Genomic DNA, 26,542 nt, shown 5'->3' on the forward strand with positions numbered 1-26,542 from the left:
GAACTCGACCCGACGAAGGTCGCGGTTCGAGCTCGTCCCCGAATTCAGACAGTTGGCCAGCTCAAATTCAGTTCTTTCGTACTAATTAGTTCACATTCATTGTCAATAGTTAACTGATCCAAGAGAATGCCTCGGCATGGAAACTGGTGCGACGTTTATTGACTATTACGAAAAGAAATCCTGCAGCGCCCAATGGCTGGAATTCAACCGCGGCATGGCCGCCGAGTTGAGCGCCGGGTTGCCTCCGGAAGATCTGAGGCAGCTTTTCTTTCGCATCGGCCAGCGTCTCGCGCAGGCCCTGCCGATCCCCCGCTGCCGCACGCTCGAGGAGTTGCAGGACCAGTTCAACGCCCGCTGGGACGGCATCGACTGGGGCTTCGCCGTGCTGAACGAGGAAGCTGACGGCGTCGCCATCACCCACGCCTGCAGCCCAGTGGCCGCCGCCTTCGGGCCCGGATCGACCGATTGGAGCGTCGGTTTCTTCGAAGGTGCCTACCAGACCTGGTTCGAGGCGCAGCACATGCCCTCCACGCTGCGCGTGCAAGCGTTGCAGCCCGAGGTCCAGGCCGGGCCGCGCATCGACCTCCGCCTGTCGAGGGCAGGCGCATGAGCACCGAGGAACACATGCCCGAGGACATCGCCGGCCTGTTCGGCAAGTTCGGCGGCAACGGCAACGGCTACAAGGAATTCGCGCCGCCCGACGCCGAGGCGCCGCGCGTGTGGCCACTGCTGTCGGGCGAGAAGATCACCCATCCGCCGGCGGTCACGGCTGCCGCCCCGATCGCTGCGCCCGCACTGGCGCCCGCTCCAGTTCCGGTCGGCGCGGCACCCCCCCTGCACGCGCCCTCGCCCGCACCGTTGGTCGCCGCTCCAGCTGCCCATGCACCGGCCGCGGTCCCGGTCTTCGCACCCGAGCCCGCACTGGCTCCGGCCGCCATCGCCTCCGGCCCGGGTTCCGCTGCGACACCGCTCGAGCAACTTTTCGCACGTCTGGCGGCGCCGCAGAAGGCCGCCGTGGCTCAGGGTCCCATGTCACGCTGGCGAAGGCCGACGTGACGATGGTTGTCATCCCCGTAATCTCCTCCAAGGGCGGCGTAGGCAAGACGACGATTGCCGCCAACCTCTGCACCGCGCTCGCGCAGCGCGGCAGGCAGGTGCTGGCCATCGATCTCGATCCGCAGAACGCGCTGCGTTTCCACATCGCCAACGAGCCGCAGGCCTGTGACAGCGGCCTGGTCGAGGCTGCCACCGGCCTGATGCCGTGGACCCGCGCCATCCGTCCCGCGCACGGCGGCGTGATGCTGCTGCCCTTCGGCGACGTCGACGACGAACGCCAGATAGCGTTCGAGCAGCAGCTGGCCCGGTCGCCCGGCTGGCTCGGCGACACGCTGGAACGCTTCGGCCTGCCCGCCGGCACGCTGGTGGTGCTCGACACACCGCCCGGCCCCTCGGTCTACCTGCAGCAGGCGCTGCGCGCGGCCAGCTTCGGCGTGGTCGCGGTGCTGGCCGATGCGGGCTCCTTCGCCACGCTGCCCATCGTCGAGCGCATGCTCGACAAGTACGCCCGCCCACGCGGCGGCTACCTCGGCACCGGCTACGTGGTGAACCAGATCGACCCGGGCAAGAGGCTCAACCACGATGTCTTCGAACTTCTGCGCCAGCGGCTGCGCCCCGAGCTGCTGGGCATGCTGCACCTGGACCAGGCGGTGCCAGAGGCGCTGGCCTCGGCCGCGCCGGTGCAGCGCTACGCGCCCATGAGCCAGGCGACGCAGGACATCGACGCCTGCGCCGAGCGCCTGCTCGAACGCCTCGACACCGCGCGCCAGGCGGCGTCCTTCCCGACCCTGCGGACCACGGAAACGAACCGATGAAACACGCCCAGTCCGCCGCGCCGGCCCAGCCGGAGCCCCGTCCGGCGCCGGCCATCCTGAAGCTGCTGCCGGTGCGCATCCTCGGCTGGATCGTGGCGCTCACGATGCTGCCCGCGCTGATCATCGCGCCGATGACCTTCGAGCAGCAGATCGTGCTGTCCGTGGGCATCTTCGTGGCGGCGCTCGTCACCAACCGCTTCCGCGGGCGCTTCGCCAGCCTGGTTCTGATCTTCCTGTCGGTGGTGGTGTCCTCTCGCTACACCTACTGGCGGGTGACCGAGACCATGTTCATGGACAACCCGCTCGACCTGGTGCTGGGCGTGGGACTGCTGATGGCCGAGCTCTATGCCTTCGTGGTGCTGCTGCTGGGCTACGTGCAGACCGCCTGGCCGCTCGAGCGCAAGCCGGTGCCGCTGCCGGAGGACCCGGCCGAGTGGCCCACCATCGACCTGTTCATTCCGACCTACAACGAATCGCTGTCGGTGGTTCGCTCCACGGTGCTGGCCGCGCAGCTGATCGACTGGCCGCGCGACAAGATCAAGATCTTCGTGCTCGACGACGGCCGGCGCGAGGAATTCCGCGTGTTCTGCGAACAGGTCGGCGTGACCCACGTCACGCGCGACAACAACCGCCATGCCAAGGCCGGCAACATCAACGCCGCGCTGAAGAACACCACCGGCGAATTCGTCGCGATCTTCGACTGCGACCACATCCCCACGCGCTCGTTCATGCAGATCGCCATGGGCTGGTTCGGACGCGACCCCAAGCTGGGCATGGTCCAGCTGCCCCACTACTTCTTCTCGGCCGACCCCTTCGAGCGCAACCTCGACACCTTCGGCACGGTGCCCAACGAGGGCGAGCTTTTCTACGGCCTGATCCAGGACGGCAACGACCTCTGGAACGCCACCTTCTTCTGCGGCTCCTGCGCGGTGCTGCGCCGGACCATCGTGGAAGAAGTGGGCGGCATCGCGGTCGAGACCGTAACCGAAGACGCCCACACCGCGCTGAAGATGCACCGCCTGGGCTACAACACCGCCTACCTCGCGCTGCCGCAGGCCGCGGGCCTGGCGACCGAAAGCCTCTCGGGCCACGTGGGCCAGCGCATCCGCTGGGCGCGCGGCATGGCGCAGATCTTCCGCATCGACAACCCGCTGTTCGGCCGCGGGCTGCACTGGGCGCAGCGCCTGTGCTACGTGAACGCGATGCTGCACTTCCTGTACGGGCTGCCGCGGCTCATCTACCTGACGGCGCCGCTGGCCTACCTGTACTTCGGCGCGAGCGTGATCCACGCCTCGGCCTCGATGATCTTCGCCTTCGCGCTGCCGCACATCCTGCACGCCAACCTGACCAACAGCCGGATACAGGGGCGATTCCGCTACCTGCTGTGGAACGAGGTCTACGAGGCGGTGCTGGCCTGGTACATCTTCCGCCCGACGCTGGTGGCGCTCATCAACCCCAAGCTGGGCAGCTTCAACGTGACGGCCAAGGGCGGCCTGATCCAGGAAGAGTATTTCGACAGCACCATCGCCAAGGCCAGCCTGGTGCTGCTCGCGCTGAACTTCGTGGGCGTGTGCCTGGGTGTGTGGCGGCTGACCTGGGTCGACTCTCAGCACATCGCCACCGTGTGGCTGAATCTCGCCTGGACGGTCTACAACCTGATGATCCTGGGCGCCTGCGTGGCCGCGGCCAACGAGTCGCGCCAGCTGCGCGGATCGCACCGCGTCGAACTCAACCTGCCGGCCACGCTGTACTTCGCCGATGGCCGCTCCCTGCGCTGCAACACCTTCGATTTCTCCAGCGGCGGCCTGGGCCTCGAGCTCCCGCAGGACCTGAAGCTGGACCTCGAAACGCCGGTAGAGGTGGCGCTGTACCGCAACGACCAGGAATCGCGCTTCGCCTCCACCGTGCGCTTCAGCAGCGGCAAGCGCCTGGGCCTGAGCTTCGTGCCGATGAGCTTCGCGCAGGAACGCGCGCTGGTGCAGTGCACCACCGCCCGCGCCGACATCTGGGCCGCGCGCTGGGGCAACCACCCGCGCGTGCCGATCCACCGCGTGCTCGGCCACATCATCAGCATCAGCGGCACCGGTTTCCGAGACATGTTCAGCCATTATTACCGTGCAGCCGCCTCGCGGCTGCGTCCCGTCAAAGCGAAGGAATCCACGTGACGACCCACGTGACGCCCAACCAGCGCGCGCATCGCCGCGCCGAGCATCCCGTCAGCGTGGCTTCGTCCCCGTTCGTCTCCCGCGCCGTGGCCCTCGCCGTGGCCCTCGCCGCCGCCGGCACGGCCTTCGCCCAGCCCCGGCCGGCCGAGCCCCAGGCTGCGGCCGCCGCTGCCGCCCCGCAGGCGGCGCCGGCTCCCATTGCTGCCGCGGCACCTGCCGGCGGCGCGGTGCGCGAACTCAACCTCACGCAACTCGGCATCGACTACGCGGTTCAGCTGCGCGGCATCAGCGGCACGGTGGGCATCCCGTTCAACGTGCGCGCCGACGAGCTGGTGACCGCCGCCTCGTTCAGGCTGAACTACGCCTACTCGCCCTCGCTGATCCCGGAGCTCTCGCACCTGAAGGTCACGGTGAACGACGTGCTGGTGGCCACGCTGCCGGTGCCCACCGCGGGCGCGGGCCGGCCGCAGACGGCCGACATCCCGATCGACCGGCGCCTGATCACCGAGTTCAACCGCATCAACGTCGAGCTCATCGGCCACTACACCCGCGAGTGCGAGGACCCGGCGCACACCAGCCTGTGGGCGCGTATCGACGCCACCAGCACGCTGAAGCTGACGGTGGCGCCGCTGAAGCTGGTCAACGACCTGGCCGCCCTGCCGCAGCCCTTCTTCGACCGCCGCGACGTGCGCCGCGCGCGCATTCCCTTCGTGTTCGGCACCGCCGCCTCGGGCCCGGTGCTGGAGGCCGCGGGCGTGGTGTCGTCGTGGTTCGGCGCGCTGGCAGATTACCGCGGCGCTACCTTTCCGGTGTCCGGCGGCGACCTGCCCACTGGCCACGCGGTGGTGTTCGTCACGCCCGATTCGAGCATTCCGGGCCTCACGCTGCCGGCCATCCGCGGACCGGGCCTGGCGATCGTCGACAACCCGCGCGACGCCAACGGCAAGCTGCTGCTGGTGATGGGCAGCACGCCCGCCGACCTGCGCACCGCCGCCGCCGCGCTGGCGCTCAACGCCAAGGCCTTCGCGGGCGCGACCGCATCGATCACCGCCTTCCAGGAGCCGCCCGCGCGCAAGCCCTACGACGCGCCGCGCTGGGTGCCGAGCGACCGTCCGCTGCAGCTGGGCGAACTCGCCACGGCGGCCGACCTCTCGGTGTCGGGCTACAACCCCGACGTGGTCCGCGTGAACCTGCAGCTGCCGCCCGACCTCTTCACCTGGCGCAGCCGCGGCATTCCGCTCGACCTGGAGTACCGCTACACGCCGCGCGTGCGGCCCGACCAGTCGACGCTGAACGTCAACGTCAACGAGAACTTCGTGGGCGGCCTGCCGCTGCGCTCGGCCAACCCGGCCGGCGACCGCTGGTGGAACCCGCTGGCGGTGAAGCTGATGCCCGACGGCACGCTGGCCGAACGCAAGGAAATCATCCTGCCGCCGCTGGCCATGGGCCCGCGCAGCCAGCTTCGCCTGCACTACTACTTCGAGCCGGTGGGCGGGCGCTGCGTGCCGCAGCTGGACAACGTGCGCGGCTCGATCGACCCGACTTCGAAGATCGACGTGTCGGGCTTCCCGCACTTCATCGCGATGCCCGAGCTGGCCGCCTACGCCAACGGCGGCTTCCCGTTCTCGCGCATGGCCGACCTGTCGGACACCGCCGTCATCCTGCCCGACCAGCCCAGCAGCAGCGACACCGAAATGTTCCTCGGCCTGCTCGGCCAGATCGGCCGCTCCACCGGCTACCCCGCGCTGCGCGTGAAGGTGGGCCGCTCGGGCGAGGCGCCGCAGTGGGCCGACAAGGACCTGCTGGTCATTGGCAACCTGCAGAACCAGCCGCTGTTCACCCAATGGGCCGACCGGATGCCGCTCAAGCGCAACGGCACCGCGCCCGAGCTGAAGCTCAACAGCTGGATCGACAACGCCATCGACTTCGTGATCGGCGCACGCACCCGCGAGGACCTGCCGGGCTCGATGCAGATCTCGGTGAGCGCCGACGGCCGCGACGCGGTGCTGGCCGGCTTCCAGTCGCCGCTGCAAAGCGGCCGCAGCGTGGTCGCCGCCATCACCAACAGCGAGTCGAAGGACGCGCTGCTCAACGCGCTGATGACGCCCGAGCTGCTCAAGAGCGTGCAGGGCAGCATGACCATCGTGCGCGACACGCAGGTCAACAGCGTGCTGGGCCAGGACACGTATTACGTCGGCCGCCTGCCGCCCGTCGCCTGGGTGCAGTGGCACCTCTCGCGCAGCCCGCTGATGCTGGCCGGGCTGGTGATCGTGCTGGCGCTGCTGGGCGCGGCCGTGTCGTACGCGGGCCTGCAGCTGCGCGCGCGCCGCCGGCTGTCGGTGAAGGCCAAGGGGAAGTAAGGAACTCATGCGACGCTCGAACACGGCGCCCCCACCCGAGCGGCTTGCGAGCCGGCGTGCCCTGCTGGGCGCGGCCGGGCTGGCGCTGGCGCTGCCCCGGCTGGCCGCTGCAGCGCCCACCGCCGCGCCCCCGGCGCCTGCCGCTGCTCCAGCAGCCGCACCGGCCTGCCACCCCGCCACCGACTGGGCCGCCTTCGCCGCGCGCCACATACAGCCCGACGGCCGGGTGATCGACTTCAACACGCCGCAGCAGCAGTCGACCTCCGAGGGCCAGTCGTACGGCATGTTCTTCGCGCTGGTCCACAACGACCGCGCCACCTTCTCTCGCGTGCTGGCGTGGACCGAGGCCAACCTCGCAGGCGGCAGCCTCGCCAGGCAGCTGCCGGCCTGGCAATGGGGCCGCAAGCCCAGCGGCGGATGGGGCGTGCTCGACGCCAACGCCGCCTCGGACGCCGACCTGTGGATCGCCTATTCGCTGATGGAAGCCGGCCGCCTCTGGAACGATGCCGCCTATCGCACGCTCGGCCGCGAGGTGCTGGCGCTGGCGGTGCGCGAGGAGATCATCAACGTGCCGGGCCTCGGGCGCATGCTGTTGCCCTGGCCCAAGTCGGTGGCGAGCGGGCCGCTGTGGCGCCTCAACCCGAGCTATGCGCCGCTGCAGCTGCTGCGCTACTTCCAGCAGGCCGACGCGGCCGGCCCGTGGAACGAGGTCATCGACAACACGCTGCGCATGTTCGGCGCCGTCACGCCCAAGGGCTTCGCGCCCGACTGGTGCGCCTGGTCGCAGGATTCGCGCTCTTTCGTTGCCGATCCACAGAAGGGCGTCACCGGCAGCTATGACGCCATCCGCGTCTACCTCTGGGCGGGCATGCTTTCCGAGCGCGACCCGGCGCGCAAGATGCTGCTGCTGAGCCTGCGCGGCCCGCGCCAGGCACTCGCCGAGAACCACGCGGTGCCCGAGTACGTCGACACCGTCACCGGCCAGGTCCGCGGCATGGCGCCGCTGGGCTTCTCGGGCGCAATGCTGCCCTACCTCAAGGCGCTGGACGCCGCCGACGCCCTGTCCGACCAGGTCGCCCGCGTGCCCGGCGGCCGCGCGGCGCCTCCCGCACCCAACGCAACGACGCCACCCGTGGCGCCCTTGCCGTACTACGAACAGTGCCTGTTGCTTTTCGGACAGGCGTGGCTCGACGGCCGCTATGAATTCGGCCGCAACGGCCAGCTGCAAACCTCATGGAGAACGCTATGCCGTCCCAATCGACCGGCCTGAAGCCCCGGCGCTCGCTCGGCGTCGCCCCCGGCTCGCGTCCTTTCCCGAGCCCTTTTTCGCTCTCTCCGCAATCCCGTCAATGGACGGCCTGCCTCGGCATGCTCGTCGCGCTGTGCGCCGCCAACCCCGCTCACGCGCAGGCAGACGCCAGCGCCGCGCTGATCGAGCAAGGCAACTACTGGCAGGCCCAGGGCCGTGCCGATCTCGCCGAGGAAAGCTGGAAGAAGCTGCTGAGCGTGCAGCCCCAGTCGACCGACGCGATGTACGGCATGGCGCAGGTCGAGCTCTCGCGCGGCAACTCCGAGGCCGCGCGCGGCTGGATCGCCCGCCTGCGCACCGCGAATCCGAACGACAGCCGCCTCGCGCGCCTGCAGCAGCAGTCGCAGCAGCCCGCCGGCGCGCAAAGCACGCTGCAGCGCGCCCGCGCCGCCGCGCGTGCCGGCCGTGCCGCCGAGGCAGTGGAGCTGTACCGCAGCCAGTTCGACAACCGCCCGCCGCCCGAGGCGCTGGCACTCGAGTACTACCAGGTGCTGGCCAGCACGCCCCAGGGCGCCGACGAAGGCCGCCGGGGGCTCGAACAGCTGGTGAAGGATCACCCGGAAAACACCAGCTACAAGCTCGCGCTGGCGCAGCAGAAGACATACAGCGAATCGACGCGCCGCGCCGGTATCCGTGAGCTGGTCGAGCTGACCCGACAGCCCGCCGTTGCCAGCGCCGCGCGCGCCGCGTGGCGGCAGGCGCTGATCTGGCTCGACGCCCGCCAGCCCGATGTTCCGCTCTACCAGGAATACCTGAGCAACAACCAGACCGACGCAGCCGTGGCCGCGCGGCTGGAAAGCCTCACCACCGCCAAGGCCGCGGCCACCAGCTCGCCCGGCGTTCCGGTGGGCGAAGGCTTCAAGGCGCTGGACCGCGGCGACGCGAGCACCGCCGAGCAGCGCTTCCAGCAGGCGCTTCGCACCAAGGCCGACGACACCGAGGCGCTGGGCGGACTGGGCCTGGTGCGCCTGCGCCAGGAGCGTTTCGCCGAGGCGCAGGAGCTGCTGGAGCGCGCGGTGCGCGGCGGCGGCAGCAAATGGAATTCGGCGCTGCAGAGCGCCAGCTACTGGGTGCTGGTCGGACAGGCCCGGGCCGCCCAGGGCAAGAACGACCTGCGCGGCGCGCAGTCGCTCTACGAGCGCGCGGTGTGCATCGATCCGCGCGAGCCGGTAGGCCAGAACGCGCTGGCCGACCTGCGCGCCGCCGCGGGCGACTACGCGCAGGCCGAGCAGGGCTACAAGCGCGTGCTCGAAAGCCGTCCGCAGAACACGCAGGCGCTGCGCGGACTGATCTCTGTCTACGGCCAGACTGGCCGCCCCGACGAGGCGCTGGCCCTGTCGCGCCGCCTCACGCCCGAGCAGGCCACGCAGCTGGGCGGACTGCGCGACATCCAGGTCGAGCAGGCGCGCAACCGCGCCCGCCAGCAGGCCGATGCGGGCGATACGGCCGGCGCGCAGCGCACGCTGGAAGACGCGATGCTCGCCGCGCCCGACAGCCCCTGGGTGCGGCTTGACCTCGCCAATCTCTACCGCAAGCGCGGCATGGTGTCCGAAGCGCGCGGCGTGATGGAGGGCCTGCTGATGTCGCAGCCCGACATGCCCGACGCGCTCTACGCCAGCGCCCTGCTCGCCTCCGAGACCGGCGACGCGGCAGCGGGCATCCAGTACCTCGAACGCATTCCCGCCGGCTCGCGCACGCGCGACATGGCGGCACTGCAGCGCCGCCTCTGGGCGCAGCAGCAGGCGGCACGCGCGCTGGCGCTGGCTCGCCAGGGCCAGGTGGATGCCGCACGCGGCGTGCTCGCGCAGGCAGAGTCGGCGCTCAGCGCCGACATGCCAGCCGAGCTCTGGGGCCAGCTCGCGGGCGCCTATGCCGAGATCGGCGACGCGCCGCGCGCCCTGGCCATGAGCCGCCAGCTGCTGGCGCGCTCGCCCACGCCGAGCACCGGCGACCGGCTGCTGTACGCCTCGGTGCTGCTCAAGACCAGGCAGGACATCGAGCTGTCGGCCGTGCTGCGCCAGCTGGCCACCACCAACATGACGGCCAGCCAGCGCGCCGACTTCGACAACCTGCGCATCGCCTTCGCGCTGCGCCAGACGGATTCGCTGCGCGAGGCCGGCAACCTGGAAGCCGCCTACAACGCGATGGCACCAGTGCTCGCCGAGCGCCCGGAAGATCCGCAGGCGCTGGCCGCGCTGGCACGCCTGTACTCGGCGGCGCGCGACGAAGGCCAGGCGCTCGCGCTCTACCAGCGCGTGCTTCAGCGCAACCCGACCGATCTCGACACCCTGCTCTCCGCCGCGGCCAGCGCCAGCGCGCAGCGCGACCACAGCTCGGCCGAGAACTACGTGATGGCCGCGCTCAAGCAGGCCCCCGACCAGTCGCGCGTGCTCGCGGCGGCCGGGCGCGTCTACCGCAACGCGGGCGAGAGCCGCAAGGCCGAGCAGTACCTGCGCGCGGCGGTCGAGGCCGAGCGGCAGGTGGCATCGGGCGGCTTCGCGCCCGGCGGCATGGCGGCCTCGCCGTTGCCGCCGGCCAATCCCTTCGCGGGCATGACGGGCGGCGCGCCGAGCGCGGCCGTGCCGGCCAGCTATCCGGCGGCCAACGGCAATCCATTCGCTCAGGCGCGCATGCAACCGGCGTCCTATCAGGCATTGCCGGTGCCGGCGGGTTACCCGGTCGCGCAGGCCTATCCGGCGGCGAACCAGGCGTATCCGGCCTATCCCGCGGCTGCGGCACCGAATGCCTATCCGCCTGGCGCGCTGCCCTGGAACCCGGGCGCTCCGGCGTCGAACGCCAAGGGCCGCACGACGGCGGCCAAGTCGTCGTCGACGCGCACGGCACGCAATGCCGCCGCGAACCCGAACAATGTGCCGCAGGCCTCCGCGTACATCGCGCAGCCGATGCAGCAGCCGTTACCCCAGTACCCGGTGCCCGGCACGCAGCAGGTCGCGCCGGTCTACATTCCGCCGGCGCAGCAGCCCGGCGGCTATCCGGCTCCCGGCTATCCGCAGGCGAATGCCGCGTATGCGCAGGCCAACACGCCGCGCGCGGACACCGGCTGGAATGCGCCGCCGCGCAGCGCGCCCGCGGCGAGCTCGGTGGCCGCCGAGCTGCAGGAGCTCGAATCGCAGCGCGCCGTGAGCCTCACGGCGGGCACGGTGTACCGCAACCGCGCCGGCGAGGCGGGGCTGAGCCGGCTGTCGGACTTCCAGCTGCCGATACAGGCGCGCTTCCCGGCGGGTGAAGGCAAGATCGTCGTGGGCGTGACGCCCACCGTGCTCGATGCCGGCACGCCCGCGAGCGACTACGCCACCGGCAGCCGCTTCGGCGGCGGCCCCAGCGCCGCACTGAACGCGCTGCGCAGCGGCGCCTCGGCCGGCCAGCAGAATGCGGCCGGCGTCGGGCTCAACGTGGGCTACGAGGGCAAGAACATCGATGCCGGCATCGGCACCACGCCGTTGGGCTTTCCCACCACCAACGTGGTCGGCAACGTGACCTTCAAGGGCAGCATCGGCGACTCGTGGAACTACAAGGCCGACATCTCCCGCCGCGCCGTGACCGACAGCGTGCTGTCGTTCGCGGGCGCCAAGGACGAGCGCACCAACGAGCGCTGGGGCGGCGTGGTCGCCACCGGCGTTCGCGGCGACATCGGCTATGACGACGGCACCTACGGCGTGTACAGCTACCTCGCCGCGCACGGCATCACCGGCAGGAACGTGCAGAGCAATTCGCGCGTGGAAACCGGTGGCGGCGCCTACCTGCACCTGCTGAACAGCCCGAACTCCAAGCTCACGCTGGGCATGAACATCGGCCTGATGGGCTACCAGAAGAACCTGAGCTACTACACCTTCGGGCAAGGCGGCTACTTCAGCCCGCAGAGCTTCGTGAGCGTGGCCTTCCCGGTCGACTGGAGCGGGCGCAGCGACAGGCTCTCGTGGCGCCTGAACGCCTCGCTGGGCGTGCAGTCGTTCACCCAGAAGTCGTCGCCCTACTTCCCGACGGACCCGTCGCGCAACGCGGCCGCATCGAGCGCCGCCTACCAGGCGCTGGCGCTGGGGCTGAGCAGCTCGGCCTACAACAACACCTACGCCAGCAGCTCCAAGACCGGCCTGGCCTACAACCTGGCCGCGGTGGTGGAGTACCAGCTGGCGCCGAAGATGTTCCTGGGCGGGGCGCTGGGCTTCAACAATGCGCAGAACTACCGGCAGTTCACCGGCAGCGTCTACCTGCGCTATGTGTTCGGCGGCTCCAGCAGCATCGGCGTGCCTGGCTACGGCACCGGAAGCGGCACCACGCTGAACCCGATGACCTCGCCCTACACGCCGCTGCTCTGATCCGGGAGGCCCAAAGTGGGCCACCCGTCGCGGCCCCACAGCGGGGCGCGCTCGTACTGGGCCACCCACGGCGCCACGTCCTTGGCCGCCATCGGCTTGCTGATGCCGAAGCCCTGTCCCAGCGTGCAGCCCATGGCCAGCAGCGCCTCGCCCTGCTTCACCGTCTCGACGCCCTCGGCGACGGCCGTGAGGCCCAGCGCGTGAAGCAGCGCGATGATGCCCTGCACGATGGCCCGGTCCTGGCTGTTGTCGAGCATGCCGCGCACGAAGGACTGGTCGATCTTCACCGTCGACACCGGCAGCTGGCGCAGGTAGGTCAGCGACGAGTACCCGGTGCCGAAGTCGTCGATGGTGACGCCCACGCCGAGCAGCTTGCAAGCTTCGACGAACAAGGCGACGTTCGCGAACTGGCTGATGGCCGTGGTCTCGAGGATCTCGAGTTCGAGCATGCCCTCGCCCTGCTTCGGAAACTGCGCGAGGTGCCGTGCCAGGCGCTCGACGAAGTCCCAGCGCATCATGTGGCGCGGCGCCACGTTCACGCTCACCGAGATCTGCAGGCCCGCGAGGCGCCACTGGTGCGCCTGCCACAGCGCAGTGGCGATGGCCCAGTCGCCGACCTGCTCGACCAGCGCGTCGTCTTCGATCAGCGGCACGAACTGCGAGGGCGGCATCAGGCCGCGCTCTGGGTGCTGCCAGCGGATCAGCGCCTCGACGCCGACCACCACGCCGCGCAGCATGTCGACCTTGGGCTGGTAGACAAGGAAGAACTCGCCCTGCAGCAGCCCTTCCTGGATGCGCTGGCGCTCGCGCACCACCTGCTCGTCGGCGCGTGCCTGCGGGGCGTCGAAGTAGTGGACCTTGCCGTCGGCCGCGCGCTTGGCGAAGAAGGCCGCGTGCTGCGCCTGGCGCAGCGCCGTCTCGGGGGGCGGGCCATTGCTGTCGAGCAGCATGGCGCCGATGCTCGCGTCGATGCTGGCCGACTGGCCGCGCCAGTCCCAGGGCTCGGCGAGCACTGCCTGGATGCGTTCCAGCACCTGCGCGCACTGGGAGGTTCCGAGGCCGGCGAACAGGGCCGCGAACTCGTCGCCGCCAACGCGCGCCATCACGCTTTCGCGCGGCAGCTCGGCCTTGATACGGCGGGCCACTTCCTCCAGGGCCGCATTGCCCGCGACCATGCCCAGGCGCGAATTCAGCTCGGCGAAGCGGTCGACATCGATGTAGCAGACCGCGGCCAGCCGCTTGCCGGCCCGGGCCCAGTCCGCCATCAGCGGGCGCAGCACCTCATCCGGCGGGAGGCGGGCCGATCCGTCGTAGTACGACGGCAACGAGACTGTGGGTTGCTGGTTCGACAAAAGACTGGAGCTCCGGAAGTCGCGGGCTATTGTTCTCCCAATTGGGACTGATCCACCCTTTGCCGCGAAGATTTGTTACCGGTACGTGTTTGCACCACAACACCTTCGTATACATCACGGTGGCGTGGTCCGGCGAAGTCCGCTAGCCGCAGTACGCGCCGACCACCCGGCCGGTGGGCTCGACCTGCACGTTGAGCCGCATCATGTCCTGCGCCGGGTCGGCCGGCTCGGTCGCGAGCACGCTGCGCGCCATGCGGGCGCCGGCGCGCTGGCGCATTTCCTCCAGCAGCTGCTGGGTGATGCGCAGCCCCAGTCCGAAGCGCACGGAGGCCGCCTGACAGGTCTCGGGCGGCGTGACGAAGCTCGGGGGTTCGGGCACTTCCGAAGTCAGGGGCCGGTCGGCGGGGGGCGCCTGGCAGGCGGCCAGGGCGAGGCAGAGGCCCAGGGCAGCCATGCCGGGCAGGTGTCGACCGTTCGCGTGGATGCGCATCTTTCTTGCTCCTTCGTCGTTCTTCATGCTGTGCGGAAGCTTATTCAACTCCGGGGGCGGCCCTGTGGCACAGGTTAAGCCAGCGGGCCTCGATGCATCAACTAAATCACGGGGGCGCGGCCCGGCGTCGCATTCGAGGGGTATGCTGAAAGCAACGCGCGCAGCCCATTGCAGTCAAGGCCCCTCGGGCACGAACCCATGACACAAACCCCTGCCACGGTCTTCCTGATCGACGTCGACAACACCCTGCTCGACAACGACCGCTTCATCGCCGATCTCCATGCCCGCCTCGACGAGGCTTTCGGCGCCGAGCTCGCCAGCCGCTACTGGACGGGCTTCGAGAAGCTGCGCGACGAACTCGGCTACGTCGACTACCTCGGCGCGCTGCAGCTCTTTCGCGCCGGCGCGGGCCGCAGCGGCATGAGCGACCCGCAGCTGCTGCGGATGTCCGGGTTCGTGGTCGACTACCCCTTCGCCGACAGGCTCTACCCCGGCGCGCTAGAAGCGCTGAAGCACCTGCGCCGCCACGGCCCCACGGTGATCCTCTCGGACGGCGACGTGGTCCTGCAGCCGCGCAAGGTGCAGCGCTCGGGCCTGTGGGAGGCCACCGAGGGCCGCGTGCTGATCTACGTGCACAAGGAGGAGATGCTCGACGCCGTCGAGCAGCACCACCCCGCGCGGCACTACGTGATGATCGACGACAAGCTGCGCATCCTCTCGGCCATGAAAGCCATCTGGGGACCGCGTCTTACAACCGTCTTCGTGCGGCAAGGGCACTATGCGCTCGACGCCGGGGCCAACGCGGCCCACGCACCCGCCGACATCACCGTCGAGCGCATCTCGGATCTCATCAACTTCGACTTCCCGTCCACATGAGCCAAGCAAGCAACCCTCTCGCGGGCAAGCCCGCCCCCATCGAACTGCTGGTCGACGTGCCGCGACTCGTCTCGGCCTACTACACCGGCCGGCCCGACCCGTCGGTGCCTTCGCAGCGCGTGGCCTTCGGCACCTCGGGCCACCGGGGCTCCTCTTTCGACGATGCCTTCAACGAATGGCACGTGCTCGCAATCAGCCAGGCCATCTGCGACTACCGCAGGCAGCAAGGCATCGACGGCCCCCTCTTCCTCGGCATCGATACGCATGCGCTCTCCACTCCGGCCTTCGGCAGCGCAGTCGAGGTACTGGCGGCCAACGGCGTGGAACTGATGATCTCGAAGGACGACGAGTACACGCCGACGCCGGCCGTCTCGCACGCGATCCTGGTCTACAACCGCGGCCGCACCTCGGGGCTGGCCGACGGCATCGTCATTACGCCCTCGCACAATCCGCCCGAGAGCGGCGGCTTCAAGTACAACCCGCCCAACGGCGGGCCAGCCGGCACCGACATCACCTCGGCCGTCGAGGCAGCCGCCAACAAAATGCTGGCGAACGGCCTCGAAGGCGTGAAGCGCATGCCGCTCGCGCAGGCGCTGCGCGCTTCGACCACGCACCGCCACGACTACCTGAACACCTACGTCGAGGACCTGGCCCAGGTGCTCGACATGGATGCCATCCGCGACGTGAACATCGACCTGGGGGTCGACCCGCTTGGCGGCGCCGGCGTGCGCTACTGGCCGGCCATCGCCGAGCGCTACAAGCTCAAGCGCCTGAACGTGCTCAGCCGCGAGGTCGACCCGACCTTCCGCTTCATGTCGCTCGACTGGGACGGCCGCATCCGCATGGACCCGTCGTCGCCCGACGCGATGCACAAGCTGATCGAGCTGAAGGACCGCTTCGGCATCGCCTTCGCCTGCGACACCGACCACGACCGCCACGGCGTCGTCGCCGGCAGCACCGGGCTGATGCAGCCCAACAGCTACCTCGCGGTGATGATCGACTACCTCTACACGCACCGCCCGAACTGGCCCGCGCAGGCGGCCATCGGCAAGACGGTGGTGAGCAGCCAGATGATCGACCGCGTCGCCACCCGGCTCGGGCGAAGGCTGCACGAGGTGCCGGTGGGCTTCAAGTGGTTCGTCGACGGGTTGGTCGACGCTTCGCTGGCCTTTGGCGGCGAGGAGAGCGCGGGCGCGACCTTCCTGCGCAAGGACGGCTCGGTGTGGACCACCGACAAGGACGGCATGGTGCCAGCCCTGCTGTCGGCCGAGATCGCCGCGCGCACCGGGCGCGACCCCGGCGAGCGCTATGCCGAGCTGACGCAGGCGCTGGGCAGGCCGGTGTCGAACCGGGTTGACGCGCCGGCCACGGTCGAGCAGAAGAAGCGGCTGTCGAGCCTGTCGCCGCAGCAGATTCGCTCCACCGAGCTGGCAGGCGACAGGATCGTCGAGGTGCTGAGCCATGCGCCGGGCAACGGCGCGGCCATCGGCGGCGTGAAGGTCGTGACCGCGAACGGCTGGTTCGCCGCGCGGCCCTCGGGCACGGAGAACATCTACAAGATCTATGGCGAGAGCTTCAAGGGCGAGGAGCATCTCGCGCGCATCCTCGAGGAGGCGCAGCAGGTCGTGGACGGTGCGCTCTCAGGAAACTGAAGCCGCATGCGGACGCTGGTGCTGCGGCTGAGCCCGGGCGACGACCTGCGCGCTTCGCTCGATTCGGCGCTGGGCCGAAGCGGGAGCGATGCGGCCTTCGTCGTCTCGGGCATCGGCAGCCTGAGCGGCGCGAGCATCCGGTTCGCGGGTGCGCCGACGCCGGCCCGCATCGAGGGCGACCTGGAAATCCTCACGCTGGCGGGCAGCCTGTCGCCGGACGGATCGCATCTGCACATCAGCGTGTCGGATGCCGAGGGCCGTGTCTCCGGCGGGCATGCGGCGCCGGGGTGCGTCGTGCGGACCACGGCCGAGATCCTCGTCGCCGTATTGCCCGACTGGCGGTTCGCGCGAACGCACGATCCGCTCACCGGCTATGCCGAGCTGAGCCCGCTCAGCCTTCCAGCGACTCCACGCGCAGGGTCGTGACCGGGGCCGCCACCTCGGAGCGCGCCTGCAGCGCATGCACGGCCAGGTCGAGCGTGCCCTGCTCCACCTGCCCGGTCAGCACCAGCACCTGCGGGCTCATGCCGGGCCGCTCGGCCGCCAGCGCGACCTGGCGCACCGGCACTTTCTGCTCGGCGAGGCTGGCAGCGATTGCCTGAATCTGATTGACCGCATGCACCGGCACGCGCAGGTAGTGCGATGTGTGGACGGCTGCGCGCGGCAGCACGGCCAGCGCGTTGGTCGCATGCGCATGGACGCCAAGGTGTGGCACGTGCTGAGCGGCATGGACGCCATCGAGACGCGCCACGTCGACCAGGTCGGCGATCACGGCGGAAGCCGTCTGCTCCGAGCCGGCGCCCGCGCCGTAATACATCGTGAGGCCGGCTGCGTCGCTCTTCACCATGACGGCGTTCATCGAGCCATTCACCTGCGCCATCAGGTGCGCAGCCGGCACGAGCACCGGCTGCACGCGCAACTCGACGCCGGCCGCCTGCCGGCGCGCGACGCCGAGCAGCTTGATGCGGTAGCCCAGCTGCTCGGCGCAGGCCACATCCATGCCCTGCAGCGCGGTGATGCCCTCCACCTGTGCGTCGGCAAAGCGAAGCGGCATGCCGAAGGCGTTGGCCGCCAGCAGGGTCAGCTTGTGGGCCGCGTCGATGCCCTCGATGTCGAAGCTGGGGTCGGCCTCGGCATAGCCCAGCGCCTGGGCCTGCGCGAGTGCGGCGGCGAAGTCCAGGCCCTCGTCGCGCATCTTGCTCAGGATGAAGTTGGTGGTGCCGTTGATGATGCCGGCCACCCATTCGATGCGGTTGGCGGCAAGGCCTTCGCGCAGCGCCTTGATGATGGGGATGCTGACGGCCACGGCGCCCTCGTAGGCCACGATCACGCCCTTCTCGCGCGCGGCGGCGAAGATTTCGGTGCCGTGCACGGCCAGCAGCGCCTTGTTGGCCGTGACCACGTGCTTGCCGTGCGCGATGGCGGCCAGCACCCAGTCGCGCGCCGGGCCGGTGCCGCCGGCCACTTCGACCACCACGTCGACGTCGGGATGCGTTGCGACCTGCATCGGGTCGGCCGTCAATGCGACGCTGTCTCCCACGATGCCGGCCGCTCGCTCCAGGTTGCGCGCGGCGACCATCACCAGCTCGATGGACCGGCCCGCCCGCGCGGCGATGTCGGCCCGGTTGCGCGCCAGCACGCGGAAGGTGCCCGAGCCCACGGTGCCGATGCCGATCATTCCCACGCGCAGGGTACGAATGGCCGCCTGGCGGTGGTGCAAGGGCTCTAGGGATTCAACGGGATCGCGGTACATGGACAACTCCTGACGAAAAAACAAAACCCAGCTGCCAGAGCTGGGTTCATTCGTTCGGGGAGAGAGCGATACACCAGGTGGCTGCCGGAACGGCCACCTGCGCGTGCTCAGGTGGCCGCGGTGGTAATGGTGGTAATCATTCGGGCAACGACCATCGCCTGCGCGGAGGCAGGCGGCATCATGCGGCCCATGGGGGCTGCGAAGGATGCGAAGGGGAAGCGTTGGCTCGACATGAAGCCCCGGAGTGTACAGGAGCCGGCGGCGCCACCGGTCAGGGCGCGGCCGACAGCCGCTTTTCGAGCCACACGCTGTAGCGCGAGAGCCCGAAACACAGCAACCAGTAGACCGCCGCGATGAAGAGATAGCCCTCGAGGTAGAACGGCCGCCAGGTCGGGTCGCCGCCCAGCGCCAGCCCCAGCGCACCCGTGAGCTCGAAGAGCCCGACCACGGTGACCAGCGAAGTGTCCTTCAGCGTACCGACCACGTTGTTGGTCAGCGCGGGCACGACGAGCCGCAGCGCCTGCGGCAGCACGATGTCGCGCTGCACCGGCCAGCGGCCGAAGCCCAGCGCCATCGCCACTTCGGTCTGCCCGCGCGGCACCGCCTGCAGGCCGCCGCGGATGATCTCCGCAAGGTACGCGGCCACGAAGAGCGCCAGGCCCGCGAGCACACGCACCAGCACGTCGGGCTGCCACCCGGCCGGCCACAGCAGCGGCAGCAGGAACGAGGCCATGAACAACACCGAGATCAGCGGCACGCCGCGCACCAGCTCGATGTAGCTCGCGCTCAGCGTGCGCACCACCGGCCAGCCGGAGCGCCGCCCCAGCGCCAGCAGCAGCGCCAGCGGAAACGCCAGCGCCAGCCCCACCACGGCGAGCCCGATGGTCAGCGGCAGGCCACCCCATCGGCTGGTCGGCACCGAACTCAGGCCCAGCGAGCCGCCGCGCATCAGCAGCACGAAGAGCAGCAGCGCGACGATCCACAACGGCACCAGCCACCAGCGCCAGCTGCGTGGCCAGGCGCTGAGCATCGTCACCGCCGACAGCACGACCACGGCGATGGCCGGGCGCCATTGCTCCTCGTACGGAAAGCGCCCGAACAGCATCGGCCGCCACTTCTCGGCCACCACGCCCCAGCAGGCGCCGTGCTGCACGGCGCGGCAAGCCTCGGCATCGGGCCGGAACACCGCGTGCACGATGCCCCATTCGACGATGTGGAAGCCGATCCAGGCGAAGAGCGCCACCAGCAGCAGCGTCGCAACCGCGCGCAGCGGCGAACCCCAGAGTTCGCTGCGCCATGCGATGGGCTCCTGCACGGCATTCCTCATCGCCAGCCCCGCAATGCGACGCGCGCGTTGTAGCGGTTCATGCCCAAGGAGATCACCAGCGACAGCAGCAGGTAGACCGCCATGATGATCGCGATGCACTCGAAGGCCCGGCCGTTCGTGCCGATGGTGGTGTTGGCCACCGACACCAGCTCCGGATAGCCCACCGCCACCGCCAGCGACGAGTTCTTGGTGAGGCTCAGGATCTGGTTGGTGAGCGAAGGCACGATCACCCGCAGGGCCTGCGGCAGCACGACGATGCGCAGCTGCTGCACCGGCGACAGCCCCAGCGCCTGCCCCGCCAGCACCTGCCCCTGGGGCACCGACAGGATGCCCGCGCGCACGATCTCGGCCACGAAGGCGGCCGAATAGAGGCTCAGGCCGACCACGATGGTCACGTACTCCGGGCTCAGCGCCGCGCCACCGCTCACGCCGAAATCACCGCGCTCTGGAAGCTCGAAATGCAGGCCGCCCTCGCCCATCATCGGCCACGGCACGCTGAGGCCGCCCTTGCTCAGCCAGACGCCCGGTAGCAGCCGCACGGGCTCCGTCGGATCGGGCAGCAGGTTGGCCATCGCGAAAGCCAGCATCAGCAGTTGCACCAAGAGCGGCACGTTTCGCACCAGCTCGACATACGCGGTACAGATGCCGCGCAGCAGCACATGCGGGGCCAGCCGGCCGATGCCGATCAGCGTGCCCAGCACCACCGAGAAGATGGCCGCCGGCACCGCCGCGCGCACCGTGTTGATCAGCCCCGCGAGGAAGGCGCGCCAGAACGGCTGGCTGGCATCGAAGTCGAGCCAGCCTTCGCTGATGGAAAAGCCCGTGGGCTCGGTCAGGAAGTCGAAGCCCGAGCGCACGCCGCGGGCACGCAGCACTTCGAGCGCGTGGTGCACCACCCAGACGGCGCCGGCCACCACGGCCAGCACCAGCAGGGCCTGGACGGCCCAGGCCAGCCAGACCCCGCGGCGCGAGGCCCGGTCGTTCATCGAACGGGGGGTGCGTAGATCAGGCCGCCCTTGCTCCACAGGTTGTTGGAGCCGCGCGGCAGCTTCAGCACCGACTTGGGCCCGACGTTGCGCTCGAAGATCTCGCCGTAGTTGCCCACGGCCTTGATGGCGCGGAAGGACCAGTCCTTGTCCAGGCCCAGCAGCTTGCCGAGGTCTTCACCGCTGCCCAGCAGACGCTGCTGTGCCGGGTCCTTGCTGCTGGCCTTGAGCTCGTCGGCGTTGGCCTGGGTGATGCCGAACTCCTCCGCCTCGATGAGCGCGTTCGGCACCCACTTGGCGATGGCGAACCACTCGTCGTCGCCTCGACGCACCAGCGGCGCCAGCGGCTCCTTGGAGATCAGCTCGGGCAGGATGACGTAGTCGTCGGGGTTGGTCGCTTCCTTGTTGCGCAGGCCGGCCAGCGCCGAGGCGTCCGTCGTGAAGGCCTGGCAGCGGCCCGAGAAGAAGGCCTTGAACGAGGCCTCGAAGCTCTCGAACACCACCGTCTTGACGGGAATGCCCTGCGCGCGGAAGTAGTCCGACACGTTCTTTTCGTTGGTGGTGCCCGACTGGGTGCAGATGGTGGCGTTCTTCAGCTGCCTGGCGCTCGTCACCTTCAGCTTCTTCGGCACCAGGAAGCCCTGGCCGTCGTAGTAGGTGATGGTGGTGAAGTTGAAGCCCAGCGAGGCGTCACGCGTGAGCGTCCAGGTGGTGTTGCGAGCGAGGATGTCGATCTCGCCGGCCTGCAGGGCCGAGAAGCGCTGCTGCGAGTTGAGCGGCACGAAGTCGACCTTCTTGCCGTCGCCGAGCACGGCCGCCGCGATGGCGCGGCAGGTGTCGACATCCAGCCCCGACCAGTTGCCCTGCGTGTCGGGCGCCGAGAAGCCGGCCACGCCGTTGGTCACGCCGCACTTGACGGTGCCGCGCTGCTTGACCGCGTCGAGCGTCTTGCCGGCAAAGGCCGGAGCAGCGAAGGCCATGGCGGCGATGCAGGCGCCTGCGAGCAGTGCCGGGCGGAATCGTTTGTTCATCATTGGTGTTCTCCTCAACAACGGTAAGCAAAAGGCAGTGTACGGGCCGACGCCGGACTCTGCCAAAGAACTCCGGGTTGAATGCATATGCGCCGCACAAGGCTGGATCGACAGGCCCAGGGTTCACTACCATACGGCCCTTCAACAACCACTTAATGGGAATCCACACAATGGTCAAATCCGACGACACCGGCAAGTTCATCCTGCGCGTTTCGCTTGGCGTGCTGATCCTGCTGCATGGCATCGCCAAGCTCCAAGGCGGCGTCGGCTTCATCTCCGGCATGCTGGCCCAGCACGGGCTGCCGGGCGCATTGGCCTACCTGGTCTACGTCGGGGAAGTGGTGGCGCCGGTGCTGCTGATCGTCGGCCTCTACACGCGGCCTGCGGCCTGGATCGTGGCCATCAACATGGTGGTGGCGATCGCGCTGGTCCATACGAAGGAACTGGGCGCACTCGGCAAGCAAGGCGGCTGGGCGCTCGAACTGCAGGGCATGTTCCTGGCCGCGGCCCTCGGCCTCGCTTTCATGGGTGGCGGCCGCTTCGCACTGAGCAGCAAGTACAACTGAGCCGATCCGGCTCAATCGTCGTCGGCAGCATCGAGGCCCGGGAACAGCACCTCGGTGTAGCCGAAGCGCGAGAAGTCGCGCACCCGCATCGGGTAGAGCTTGCCCAGGAGATGGTCGACTTCATGCTGCACCACGCGCGCATGAAAACCGGTGGCGACCCGCTCGATCGGATCGCCATACGGGTCGAACCCGGAGTAGCGGATGTTGGCGAAGCGCGGCACCACGCCGCGCAGGCCCGGCACCGACAGGCACCCTTCCCAGCCCTCCTCTTCCTCGCCGTTCAGCGGCGTGATGATGGGGTTCAGCAGCACGGTGCGCGGCACCGGTGGCGCATCGGGATAGCGCGGATTCACGACGTCGGTGCCGAAGATCACTAGCTGCTGGTCGACGCCGATCTGCGGCGCGGCAAGGCCGGCGCCATTGACAGCATGCATGGTCTCGAACATGTCGCGCACCAGCATGTGCAGCTCGTCGGTATCGAAGGCGGCGACCGGCTGCGCGATGCGCAGCAGCCGGGGGTCGCCCATTTTCAGGATTTCGCGGATGGCCATGGCGGGATTATCGCGATGGCTCCGGTTCTCCACTCCCGACGGGGAATCAGGGAGGGGTCTGAGTCTTGGAGTCGGGAGAAGTCCACAGTCGCGCGTTGCCACGCGGTGGTGTGGGGATCGAACCCGGACCGCCACCAGCGATCGGCGGCCGGGGCGGCACCACCACCGGCGGAGCTACCGGCCGGCCACCGCCACCCCAGACCGGCGGGCGTGCCGGATAGCCCGGACGGTCGTAGTAAGGCCTGTCGTAGTAGCGCGGACGCCGCTCGTAGTAGGCCCCGCCGTTGATGTAGACCGGTGCCGGCACCACCACAGGCGCGGGCTCGCTGTAGTAAGGCCCCGACGAATAGCCCCCGCCGTAGTAGGGATCGGCGGGCACGCCCACGCAACCCGACAGCAGCACGACGCCGCCGGCTGCAGCAAGGGCACCGAGAACTCGAATTTTTTTCATGAGGGACTCTCCTTGTGGCCTTCAATTAGCTTTCAACGCCAGGTTGTAGACCCTGTTGACTGCGCTCCGATGAAGTCGCGTAACGGCCGGTAAAGAGGGCCGGTGGCCGCCTTTGCCGACTGCGCCCCGTTCAGGCCGCCGGAACGCCGTTGGCGAGGATCTCCAGCATACGCGCCTCGTCGATGATCTCCACGCCGGCTTCGCGCGCCTTCTCGAGCTTGCTCCCGGCCTCTTCGCCGGCCACCAGGTAGTGGGTCTTCTTGCTGACCGAACCGGACACCTTCGCGCCGGCCGCCTCCAATTTATCCTTCGCTTCGTCGCGGCTCAGCGTAGGAAGGGTGCCGGTGATGACGAAGGTCAGTCCCGCCAGCGGCTTCGGCGCCCTGGCGGCCGGCTCGCCCTCTTCCCAGGTCAGTCCGCAGGCGCGCAGTTGCTCGACCACCTCGCGGTTGTGCGGCTGGTCGAAGAAGGTGCGCAGGCTCTGCGCGACCACCGGGCCGACGTCGTTCACCTCGAGCAGCTGTTCTTCGGTCGCGTCCATGATCGAATCCAGCTTGCCGAAATGCTTGGCCAGGTCCTTCGCGGTGGATTCGCCCACATGCCGGATGCCCAGTCCGAACAGGAAGCGCGGCAGCGTGGTCTTCTTCGAGGCTTCGAGGGCATCGACGAGGTTCTTCGCCGACTTCTCCGCCATTCGATCCAGTCCCGCCAGCGTGGTGAAACCCAGCTTGTAGAGGTCGGGCAAGGTGCGGATCAGGTTCGAATCCACGAGCTGTTCGACCAGCTTGTCGCCCAGCCCGTCGACGTCCACGGCGCGGCGCGCCGCAAAGTGCAGGATGGCCTCCTTGCGCTGCGCCGCGCAGAACAGGCCGCCGGTGCAGCGGTAATCGACTTCCCCCTCCTCGCGCACGGCTTCCGAGCCGCACACGGGGCACTTGTGCGGCATGGTGAAGACCGGGCCGCGCTTCCTGATGGATAGTCTCCATTTGACAGGTTCTCGCTTAGGCACAGGCCGCTTGAATTGCTGTCGCCGATTGGGTTGGTGCCGTTTGTGACGCGCGCGCTTCGGATGCCTATAGCTTGGAAAACGTACCCCCACAATTTCTGGAATCACGTCACCCGCACGCCGCACAATCACCGTGTCTCCTACCCGCACATCCTTGCGTCGAGCCTCGTCTTCGTTGTGCAAAGTCGCATTCGTCACAGTCACGCCACCGACAAAGACAGGAGCCAACTTTGCGACCGGCGTGAGCTTTCCCGTGCGCCCAACTTGGACCTCGATCGCCAACACCTGAGTTGGCTGTTCCTGCGCCGGATATTTATGCGCTACTGCCCAACGCGGCTCGCGCGAAACAAAGCCCAATTGGCGCTGAAGCTCCACGCTATTGACTTTGTATACAACTCCATCAATCTCGTATGGCAGCTCATCGCGCTGTAGACCCATGACCTCATGAAAAGCAACTAGTTCGTTGGCGCCATTGGCGAGTCGTGTCTGCGCAGCCACGGGAAAACCCCAAGCATGGAACTGCTGAAGCCAATCAAATTGAGTGGTGCAAATCGGACCGCCCTCTTCAGGCGGACTAACCTCGCCGAGGCCATACGCAAAGAAGCTCAATGACCGACTAGCTGCTATCGCAGGGTCCAACTGACGCACAGCACCAGCCGCAGCATTGCGCGGATTCACGAACATTTTCTCGTTCTTCTGACCGGCAGCGATTTTCAGACGTTGTCGCTCGTTCAGCGCGTCAAATTGGTCACGACGCATGTAGACCTCACCGCGCACCTCCACCACTGGTGGCGCAGTTCCGTGAAGGCGCAAGGGGATCTGTTTAAGTGTGCGGATGTTCTGCGTTACATCCTCCCCAACTTCACCGTCACCTCGCGTGGCAGCCTGCACAAGTACACCGTCTTCGTACCGAAGATTTATGGCGAGTCCGTCAAACTTCAACTCGCACACATACTCGACAGGCGGAGCGTCAGTTGGCAGACCAAGTTCCCGCCTTACGCGACCATCAAAGGCAAGAGCACCAGCAGCACTATTGTCTGTCTCGGTATGAATCGACAACATGGGAACTCGATGCAGGACTTTTTCAAAGCCCTCAAGCACCTGCCCACCCACACGTTGCGTCGGAGAATCTGGTGAAACTGACTCTGGATAGATGCTCTCTAATGCCTGCAACTCGCGAAACAACGAGTCATATTCCGCGTCGGAAACCGTTGGTCTGTCCAACACATGGTAACTGTGCCAATGAGCGCGCAGACTCGCGCGAAGTTCGTCGATGCGCCTTAAGTCGCGCTCATTTACATCGCGCTCTGGCTGCCCAAAAAGGTCAAGATTTGGCACTGGAGTATTAGCTGAAGAGCCGCCGCGCCAGCGGAGAGCCCGCCGCAAGGTCGCGCCCGTCGAGCGTGTCGTAGAGCTGTTCTAAGTCGGCGCCGATCACGTCCATGGTCTCGTCGCGCAGCAGCTGGCCGTCGCTGTCGGTGACCACGCCGTCCATCTCGCGTGCCAGCGTGGCGGCGGCTTCGCGCATGCGGCGGAAGGGTTCCTCGGCACGGTCGACCTGCGGCACGTCCAGGCTCAGGCTGAGTTCGCGGATGGCCGACTGGGCCGGATCGTCGGCCAGCGCGGCCTGGGTGTCGAAGGCCAGCCCGAGGATCGGCGGCAGGCCTGCCTCGCTGGTCGGCAGCACCATGCGGCCCGGGATGATGCCGGCCACGAAACCGAGGCGCGCGGCGTTTTGCTGCACGTAGCCCGGGCTCCAGGCCGCATGCAGCGCGCGCAGCACGAAGCCCAGCTGCGCATCGTGCGCGCTGGCGAACTGGTCGAGCTCGCGGGCGCGCGCCACCTCGTCGAGCATCTCGGGAAACTCGGGCGCGCCGTTGACGGCATCGGCAAAGGCCTGGGCCTTGACCACGAACTCGGAGTACTCGATCTCGTTGAGCGCCCCGGTGCGGTTGGCCAGCTGCACGCCGACCTGGAAGGCGCTGTAGCGCTGGCCGGGCACGGGCGGCTCCCACTGGCCGGTGTGTTCGTTCAGGCCCTCGATGGCCACCGGCTTGCTGCCCGCGCGGCGCGTGGGCGGCATGGCGGCGATGGCGGCGTCGCCCGAGGCCAGGCCATCGAGCGAGATCGGCGCGATCACGTCGATCAGCGGATCGAGCCCGCCGCGGCGCTCGGCCGCGGGCGCGGGCACGCCGCTGGGCGCAGGAAGATCGGGGTCGAACAGCGGCTCATGCCGGTCGGAGCCCTGCACCTTGTTCGGATCGGCGTGCAGCACCGGCTCCACGCCGTCATCGCCAGCGGCCAGCGCGCGCTCGGCCTCGTCGAGCGCAACGTCGACTGCATCGGGTTGGCGGGGCGCGTTGCGGCGCGACATCATGGCCTCGTAGCCGACAACGGCCGCGAGAACGAGGCCGCCGAAGATTGCCAGGGCGAGTGTGAGATTGCTCATGGATCGTTGC

21 protein-coding genes are annotated in these 26,542 nt (G+C 68.7%); 11 read left to right on the forward strand and 10 right to left on the reverse strand.

Annotated features, from left to right (window positions below; genetic code table 11):
• Window positions 1-136: 136 nt before the first annotated feature.
• Genes bcsD through EJP67_RS05330 form a run of 7 tightly spaced genes read left to right on the forward strand, consistent with a single transcriptional unit; the run spans window position 137 to window position 12,042 of the window.
• Complete coding sequence (gene bcsD / locus EJP67_RS05300; protein WP_126020188.1) at window positions 137-610, forward strand: cellulose biosynthesis protein BcsD; 474 nt, start codon at window positions 137-139, stop codon at window positions 608-610.
• Window positions 607-1,056, forward strand: a complete 450-nt coding sequence (locus EJP67_RS05305; RefSeq protein WP_126020190.1) for a hypothetical protein — start codon at window positions 607-609, stop codon at window positions 1,054-1,056. The genes bcsD and EJP67_RS05305 overlap by 4 nt, the downstream gene beginning before the upstream one ends.
• A 2-nt stretch (window positions 1,057-1,058) precedes the next feature.
• Entirely contained in the window at window positions 1,059-1,871 is an 813-nt protein-coding gene (gene bcsQ / locus EJP67_RS05310; protein WP_165909551.1) for a cellulose biosynthesis protein BcsQ, read from the forward strand.
• On the forward strand, window positions 1,868-4,036 hold the full coding sequence (gene bcsA, locus EJP67_RS05315) for a UDP-forming cellulose synthase catalytic subunit (protein WP_126020194.1): 2,169 nt from the start codon (window positions 1,868-1,870) through the stop codon (window positions 4,034-4,036). Before bcsQ ends, bcsA begins: the two co-directional genes overlap by 4 nt.
• On the forward strand, window positions 4,033-6,396 hold the full coding sequence (gene bcsB / locus EJP67_RS05320; RefSeq protein WP_126020196.1) for a cellulose biosynthesis cyclic di-GMP-binding regulatory protein BcsB: 2,364 nt from the start codon (window positions 4,033-4,035) through the stop codon (window positions 6,394-6,396). Before bcsA ends, bcsB begins: the two co-directional genes overlap by 4 nt.
• Before the next feature lie 7 nt (window positions 6,397-6,403).
• On the forward strand, window positions 6,404-7,666 hold the full coding sequence (gene bcsZ, locus EJP67_RS05325) for a cellulose synthase complex periplasmic endoglucanase BcsZ (protein ID WP_126020199.1): 1,263 nt from the start codon (window positions 6,404-6,406) through the stop codon (window positions 7,664-7,666).
• Window positions 7,642-12,042, forward strand: coding sequence for a cellulose biosynthesis protein BcsC (locus EJP67_RS05330; RefSeq protein ID WP_240650501.1), 4,401 nt, complete (start codon window positions 7,642-7,644; stop codon window positions 12,040-12,042). The genes bcsZ and EJP67_RS05330 overlap by 25 nt, the downstream gene beginning before the upstream one ends.
• Here the strand turns inward: EJP67_RS05330 and EJP67_RS05335 are convergent.
• Both EJP67_RS05335 and EJP67_RS05340 read right to left on the reverse strand, forming a co-directional pair.
• A complete protein-coding gene (locus EJP67_RS05335; protein WP_126020203.1) occupies window positions 12,024-13,394 on the reverse strand; it encodes a putative bifunctional diguanylate cyclase/phosphodiesterase in 1,371 nt (456 codons plus the stop codon). The two genes, EJP67_RS05330 and EJP67_RS05335, sit on opposite strands and share 19 nt — an antisense overlap.
• Before the next feature lie 142 nt (window positions 13,395-13,536).
• Window positions 13,537-13,911, reverse strand: a complete 375-nt coding sequence (locus EJP67_RS05340) for a hypothetical protein (protein ID WP_240650503.1) — start codon at window positions 13,909-13,911, stop codon at window positions 13,537-13,539.
• A 171-nt stretch (window positions 13,912-14,082) separates the two neighbouring features.
• On the opposite strand from EJP67_RS05340, the gene EJP67_RS05345 reads away from it, so the two are divergent.
• Genes EJP67_RS05345 through EJP67_RS05355 form a run of 3 tightly spaced genes read left to right on the forward strand, consistent with a single transcriptional unit; the run spans window position 14,083 to window position 16,838 of the window.
• Entirely contained in the window at window positions 14,083-14,760 is a 678-nt protein-coding gene (locus tag EJP67_RS05345) for an HAD family hydrolase (protein ID WP_126020204.1), read from the forward strand.
• Complete coding sequence (pgm, locus tag EJP67_RS05350) at window positions 14,757-16,412, forward strand: phosphoglucomutase (alpha-D-glucose-1,6-bisphosphate-dependent) (RefSeq protein ID WP_126020207.1); 1,656 nt, start codon at window positions 14,757-14,759, stop codon at window positions 16,410-16,412. Before EJP67_RS05345 ends, pgm begins: the two co-directional genes overlap by 4 nt.
• 6 nt (window positions 16,413-16,418) lie before the next feature.
• The gene (locus EJP67_RS05355; RefSeq protein WP_126020210.1) at window positions 16,419-16,838 is read left to right on the forward strand and encodes a PPC domain-containing DNA-binding protein; all 420 of its coding nucleotides are present in this window, start codon (window positions 16,419-16,421) and stop codon (window positions 16,836-16,838) included.
• On the opposite strand, the gene EJP67_RS05360 is transcribed toward EJP67_RS05355, so the two are convergent.
• The 4 genes from EJP67_RS05360 to EJP67_RS05375 form a co-directional block, all read right to left on the reverse strand.
• Window positions 16,804-18,165, reverse strand: coding sequence for a homoserine dehydrogenase (locus EJP67_RS05360; RefSeq protein ID WP_126020213.1), 1,362 nt, complete (start codon window positions 18,163-18,165; stop codon window positions 16,804-16,806). The genes EJP67_RS05355 and EJP67_RS05360 overlap by 35 nt on opposite strands.
• A 271-nt stretch (window positions 18,166-18,436) precedes the next feature.
• On the reverse strand, window positions 18,437-19,492 hold the full coding sequence (locus EJP67_RS05365) for an amino acid ABC transporter permease (RefSeq protein ID WP_126020216.1): 1,056 nt from the start codon (window positions 19,490-19,492) through the stop codon (window positions 18,437-18,439).
• Window positions 19,489-20,478, reverse strand: a complete 990-nt coding sequence (locus EJP67_RS05370; RefSeq protein WP_126020219.1) for an amino acid ABC transporter permease — start codon at window positions 20,476-20,478, stop codon at window positions 19,489-19,491. Before EJP67_RS05370 ends, EJP67_RS05365 begins: the two co-directional genes overlap by 4 nt.
• Window positions 20,475-21,509, reverse strand: coding sequence for an amino acid ABC transporter substrate-binding protein (locus EJP67_RS05375; protein ID WP_126020455.1), 1,035 nt, complete (start codon window positions 21,507-21,509; stop codon window positions 20,475-20,477). The genes EJP67_RS05370 and EJP67_RS05375 overlap by 4 nt, the downstream gene beginning before the upstream one ends.
• A gap of 170 nt (window positions 21,510-21,679) precedes the next feature.
• Here EJP67_RS05375 and EJP67_RS05380 point away from each other — a divergent pair, with 170 nt between their 5' ends.
• A complete protein-coding gene (locus tag EJP67_RS05380) occupies window positions 21,680-22,075 on the forward strand; it encodes a DoxX family protein (RefSeq protein ID WP_126020222.1) in 396 nt (131 codons plus the stop codon).
• Window positions 22,076-22,086: 11 nt separating this feature from the next.
• Here the strand turns inward: EJP67_RS05380 and def are convergent, their stop codons facing one another.
• The 4 genes from def to EJP67_RS05400 form a co-directional block, all read right to left on the reverse strand.
• Window positions 22,087-22,626, reverse strand: a complete 540-nt coding sequence (def, locus tag EJP67_RS05385; protein WP_126020224.1) for a peptide deformylase — start codon at window positions 22,624-22,626, stop codon at window positions 22,087-22,089.
• 46 nt (window positions 22,627-22,672) lie between these two features.
• Window positions 22,673-23,077, reverse strand: a complete 405-nt coding sequence (locus EJP67_RS05390; RefSeq protein WP_126020226.1) for a hypothetical protein — start codon at window positions 23,075-23,077, stop codon at window positions 22,673-22,675.
• A gap of 130 nt (window positions 23,078-23,207) precedes the next feature.
• A complete protein-coding gene (gene ligA / locus EJP67_RS05395) occupies window positions 23,208-25,421 on the reverse strand; it encodes an NAD-dependent DNA ligase LigA (RefSeq protein WP_165909552.1) in 2,214 nt (737 codons plus the stop codon).
• 7 nt (window positions 25,422-25,428) lie between these two features.
• Complete coding sequence (locus EJP67_RS05400) at window positions 25,429-26,532, reverse strand: cell division protein ZipA C-terminal FtsZ-binding domain-containing protein (RefSeq protein WP_126020229.1); 1,104 nt, start codon at window positions 26,530-26,532, stop codon at window positions 25,429-25,431.
• Between the last annotated feature and the right edge of the window lie 10 nt (window positions 26,533-26,542).

The sequence above is a fragment of the Variovorax guangxiensis genome (assembly GCF_003952165.1).
Classification (GTDB): Bacteria; Pseudomonadota; Gammaproteobacteria; order Burkholderiales; family Burkholderiaceae_C; genus Variovorax; species Variovorax guangxiensis.

Coding starts and splice junctions, on each gene's coding strand:
- EJP67_RS05355 (WP_126020210.1), top strand. CDS start 16,419: ATGCGGACGCTGGTGCTGCGGCTGAGCCCGGGCGACGACCTGCGCGCT.
- EJP67_RS05340 (WP_240650503.1), bottom strand. CDS start 13,911: ATGAAGAACGACGAAGGAGCAAGAAAGATGCGCATCCACGCGAACGGT.
- EJP67_RS05305 (WP_126020190.1), top strand. CDS start 607: ATGAGCACCGAGGAACACATGCCCGAGGACATCGCCGGCCTGTTCGGC.
- bcsQ (WP_165909551.1), top strand. CDS start 1,059: ATGGTTGTCATCCCCGTAATCTCCTCCAAGGGCGGCGTAGGCAAGACG.
- EJP67_RS05390 (WP_126020226.1), bottom strand. CDS start 23,077: ATGAAAAAAATTCGAGTTCTCGGTGCCCTTGCTGCAGCCGGCGGCGTC.
- EJP67_RS05380 (WP_126020222.1), top strand. CDS start 21,680: ATGGTCAAATCCGACGACACCGGCAAGTTCATCCTGCGCGTTTCGCTT.
- bcsD (WP_126020188.1), top strand. CDS start 137: ATGGAAACTGGTGCGACGTTTATTGACTATTACGAAAAGAAATCCTGC.
- EJP67_RS05330 (WP_240650501.1), top strand. CDS start 7,642: ATGCCGTCCCAATCGACCGGCCTGAAGCCCCGGCGCTCGCTCGGCGTC.
- bcsZ (WP_126020199.1), top strand. CDS start 6,404: ATGCGACGCTCGAACACGGCGCCCCCACCCGAGCGGCTTGCGAGCCGG.
- EJP67_RS05375 (WP_126020455.1), bottom strand. CDS start 21,509: ATGAACAAACGATTCCGCCCGGCACTGCTCGCAGGCGCCTGCATCGCC.
- EJP67_RS05345 (WP_126020204.1), top strand. CDS start 14,083: ATGACACAAACCCCTGCCACGGTCTTCCTGATCGACGTCGACAACACC.
- pgm (WP_126020207.1), top strand. CDS start 14,757: ATGAGCCAAGCAAGCAACCCTCTCGCGGGCAAGCCCGCCCCCATCGAA.
- EJP67_RS05365 (WP_126020216.1), bottom strand. CDS start 19,492: ATGAGGAATGCCGTGCAGGAGCCCATCGCATGGCGCAGCGAACTCTGG.
- EJP67_RS05370 (WP_126020219.1), bottom strand. CDS start 20,478: ATGAACGACCGGGCCTCGCGCCGCGGGGTCTGGCTGGCCTGGGCCGTC.
- EJP67_RS05400 (WP_126020229.1), bottom strand. CDS start 26,532: ATGAGCAATCTCACACTCGCCCTGGCAATCTTCGGCGGCCTCGTTCTC.
- bcsA (WP_126020194.1), top strand. CDS start 1,868: ATGAAACACGCCCAGTCCGCCGCGCCGGCCCAGCCGGAGCCCCGTCCG.
- EJP67_RS05360 (WP_126020213.1), bottom strand. CDS start 18,165: ATGTACCGCGATCCCGTTGAATCCCTAGAGCCCTTGCACCACCGCCAG.
- def (WP_126020224.1), bottom strand. CDS start 22,626: ATGGCCATCCGCGAAATCCTGAAAATGGGCGACCCCCGGCTGCTGCGC.